This window comes from Synechococcus sp. R70.1 (assembly GCF_047461675.1).
Taxonomy (GTDB): Bacteria; Cyanobacteriota; Cyanobacteriia; order Thermostichales; family Thermostichaceae; genus Thermostichus.
Genome location: NZ_JANSHR010000059.1, coordinates 11,345 through 15,066, shown reverse-complemented (window position 1 = coordinate 15,066; position 3,722 = coordinate 11,345). Strand labels below are relative to the sequence as shown.

The window sequence follows — 3,722 nt, the reverse complement described above, 5'->3', positions numbered from 1 at the left end:
CACGCCCACCCTCGCTGAGAAGCTGCTTGCCCACCTGGCGAGTGCCGGCATGGAATACCAGGGCTCCGGTGGCGGCGGCAGCCTCTAGGCCGGCAAGGGGAATTCCTCGCTCGTAGCTGGCGGGGTAGCCAGGGGCGGCCATGACCACACAGGCGGCATAGCCGGGCTTCCACTGCAGCTGAAGATCGGCCAGTCGTCCCTCGATGCAGGCCAGCAGCACCTCGTCCAGAGGGTTTTCCAACAGAGGCAGGATGACCTGGGCTTCGGGATCCCCAAAGCGGCAGTTGTACTCCAAGACGTAGGGATCCCCATTGGGCGTAATCATCAGGCCGGCGTAGATCACCCCTTGGTAGCGAATGCCCCGCTGTTGCAGCGCCTGCAGGGTAGGATCCAGCACTTGCGCCTGGATGCGGGCCAGCAGCTTGGGGGTGACCAGGTGATCTGCCGGGGCGTGGGCCCCCATGCCGCCGGTGTTGGGTCCAGTATCGCCATCGCCAAGGCGCTTGTAGTCTTGTGCAGGCAGCAGCGGCAGGCAGATCCGGCCATCCGTCAGGGCCAGCACCGACACCTCCTGGCCGGCGAGGAACTCCTCGATGAGCACCCGCTCGCCGGGCTTGGCCAGGGCCGCCTTTAGGGCCTGCACGGCTTCTTCTCGGCTGTGGGCAACGGTCACCCCCTTGCCGGCGGCCAGCCCATCTTTTTTGATCACGACAGGATAGCTGCGTTCGCCTGATGGAGTCCTGGAATCCAGGTAGGCCAGCGCCTCAGACAAGTCGGCAAAGCCCACAGCCGGAGCCGTAGGGATCCCTGCTTCCTGCATCAGTTGCTTAGCCCAGAGCTTGCTTCCCTCCAGTTGGGCGGCGGCGCGACTGGGGCCAAAAATGGGGAGCCCCGCTGCCTGAAAGGCGTCCACAATTCCCTCCACCAAGGGCAGCTCCGGCCCCACCACCGTCAGGCGGATCCCTTGCACGGTAGCAAACCGCACCAGTCCCTCGATGTCTGTGGCGGCCAAAGCCACCGGTTGACAGCGATCCATCTGCTGGGCGCCGCCGTTGCCAGGAGCCCAGTAGACTCGAGTCACCTGAGGGGACTGCAATAGCTTCCAGACCAAAGCGTGCTCCCGTCCCCCAGAGCCAATGACCAAGACTTGCATGGCGCTAGGGTTTCCCCGATCGCGTCAGCGGGACGTAGTCCTTACATTCCCCATTAGACCATGTTCCCGTAGCTCTTCCGTTCGCGTCAGCGGGACGTAGTCCTTACAGCCGCAGCGCCAGCAGGACAATGGCCAGGGCCCTCAGGGCTAACATAACCCTTTAAGCAGACAGCGCCCCTTCTACAAGATCGCTGTAGGGGCGGGGGAAGATGAGCCAAACCTGGCTTTGGGTTTCCACTAAGGCGCGCACCAGCGGCGAGAGCTGGGCAATTTCTACGTAGCCGTCCTCGGTTTTGAGTTGGATCCCTTGGTCGTAGAAGCTGTAGCCCTGGACGTGGGCGGAGCGAATTCCCAAGTAGCTTTCTGGATCCAAGCCATCTCGCTGCATCTTCTGGCTCAGAGTTGCCACCAGCTCTTGGCGTCGCTCTTCTGGCAGGCGGGTGATGTTGCGGGCTTTGAACAGATCCCGCTCCAGGTAGCGCCGCGCCAAATCGGCCAAGATGGGATCCCTCCCCGACATGGCCCAAAAGCGAAAAGGGTAGCTGAACATCACATCGTCAGCGGCCAAATAGAGGGGCAGAGGCAACTCGAAGGGATCTCCCTTTTGCGTCGCCAGCGCGGCCCAGCACCAGGCGCTCAAGATGGGATCCAACTCGATCTCCCCCTTTTGCAAGAGCACCTGCGCCCGCTTGAAGAGGCGATCCAAAATAAAGCGGGCACACAGGCTCTTGGGGTGCTGGTACACTTGGGTGTACATGAAATAGCGCACCACCAGATAGTGCTCGATGGCTCCTAGGCCTTTGCGAGCAGGGATGCAAAGGGATCCCGTCTCCGGGTCGTAGTCCAACACGGTGAGGATGCGATCCAGATCCAGGTGGCCGTATTGGGCGCCCGTAAGCAGGCTGTCCCGCATCAAGTAGTCGAAGCGATCGCAGTCCAGTTGGCTGGCAATAAGCTGCCCCACCAGCGGCAGGGGGAATTGTTTCTGCCACACCTGCTCCAGTTGGGCCGGCAGCTGCGGGTCGAACTCCGCCACCAGGGTGGCTATCTGGGAATCCTCCCGCACGATGCGCGCTGTCCAGATCTCGTGGCGGCAGCCGAAGATCTCCTCGCCTGCATGGCTAAAGGGGGCATGGCCAATGTCGTGCAGCAGAGCGGCAACCAGGGTGACGGCGCGGTAGGGGCGCAGCTCTGGGTGGCGGCGGGCCAACCTGTCAAACAGCCGCCGCGTAACCTGCAGCACTCCCACCGAGTGGGTAAAGCGAGATCCCTCGGCGCCGTGAAAGGTAAAAAAAGCCGTGTCCAACTGGCGGATGCGACGTAGGCGCTGGAAGGCCGGCGTGTCGATAAGACGAATCAGCAAGGCCTCGACCGGATCCCCGCCATCTAGGCTAATGGCGCCGTGCAGGGGATCGTGGTAGGTGCGGGACTTGCAAAAACGCAGCGCCATACTCCCACCATACTCGCTGGCTGGCGGATCTTTGGTTAGCTTGGCTGGGGGGCTTCCCCACCTCTGCAGCAAAGCTACCCTATGGGCTCCTCTTTGCAACTGGCTACGCAAGCGCCCTCGCCCCCAGACCCCAGAACCGGTGGGTTGCTGCTTTCTATGGCCATCTGGACGCTGGGTTGGGGGCTGACCGCTTGTTCTCCCCCTGCTGTTGTCGTGCCCAGCTCGACCCCCCTCACCCGCTATGTGGCTTTGGGAGCCAGCGATGCCGTTGGCTTTAACGCCTCCATCTCCTGCGATGGCCCGGCCAACGCCGCCGGCACCCGCCCGCAGCGCTCGGAGCCCCTGGATTGTCCCAACGGGACGGGGTATGTCCCGCGCCTAGCCCGCCTCCTGCCGGGGCAGGTGGAGCTCATCAACTTGGGCCGCTCGGGAGCGGTGCTCAGCCCGGCCATGCAAGCTCTAAGGGCGGGGATCCCCGCCAACGTGCTCCAGGATCAAGTGCCGCGCATCCCCCCCGACGCCACTTTGATTACTATCTGGGTAGGCGGCAACGACACCAACGCTATTGTCTTGGCAGCAGCCCAACGCGCCCTGCAGGGCGAGGATCCCTTAGCCTTTATTGAACGCCAGATCCAACAGTTTGCTGCCGACTACCAAACTCTGCTCCAGGCGGTGCGGGCTCGCGCCCCCCAAGCTCGCCTGGCAGTGGCCAACCTGCCCAACTTTGCCCTGATTCCCCTAGGCCAGCAGCAGCCCAGCGGCCTGCAGCAACTTTTGGCTCTAGTCTCCGTCAGCCTTAGCCAACGGGCCATCAACCCCCTGAGCCAACAGGGGATCCCCGTAGTGGACTTGCTCTGCGATCCCCGCTCCTACCGCCGCGAGTCTTTCTTCCCCGGCCCGCTGGCGGATGGCTTTCACCCCAACGACCGGGGATATGCCGATCTGGCGGAGGCCTTCTTGAGGATCCTAAAGCAGCCCGTCCCGCCCCAAAACCGCTGCCCGCCCTTTAGCGAGGTGGGATCCCTTTCTCCAGAGGCAAAAGCAGAGCTCTCCCCTAGAGGCTTGCTGGGGCCCGGCCTAGGGAAGGAGCCCTGAAGAGCCAGCCACCCAGTCTTACGA

3 protein-coding genes are annotated in these 3,722 nt (G+C 63.1%); 1 reads left to right on the top strand and 2 read right to left on the bottom strand.

Annotation, left to right across the window (positions count from 1 at the left end; translation table 11 throughout):
• On the bottom strand, nucleotides 1-1,153 hold a 1,153-nt coding region (gene purD, locus NW807_RS07870), incomplete at its 3' end, for a phosphoribosylamine--glycine ligase (protein WP_414425766.1).
• Nucleotides 1,154-1,313: 160 nt separating this feature from the next.
• Entirely contained in the window at nucleotides 1,314-2,603 is a 1,290-nt protein-coding gene (locus tag NW807_RS07865; RefSeq protein ID WP_414425765.1) for an HD domain-containing protein, read from the bottom strand.
• An 81-nt stretch (nucleotides 2,604-2,684) separates the two neighbouring features.
• On the opposite strand from NW807_RS07865, the gene NW807_RS07860 reads away from it, so the two are divergent.
• Nucleotides 2,685-3,698, top strand: coding sequence for an SGNH/GDSL hydrolase family protein (locus tag NW807_RS07860; RefSeq protein ID WP_414425764.1), 1,014 nt, complete (start codon nucleotides 2,685-2,687; stop codon nucleotides 3,696-3,698).
• The last annotated feature ends 24 nt before the right edge of the window (nucleotides 3,699-3,722 follow it).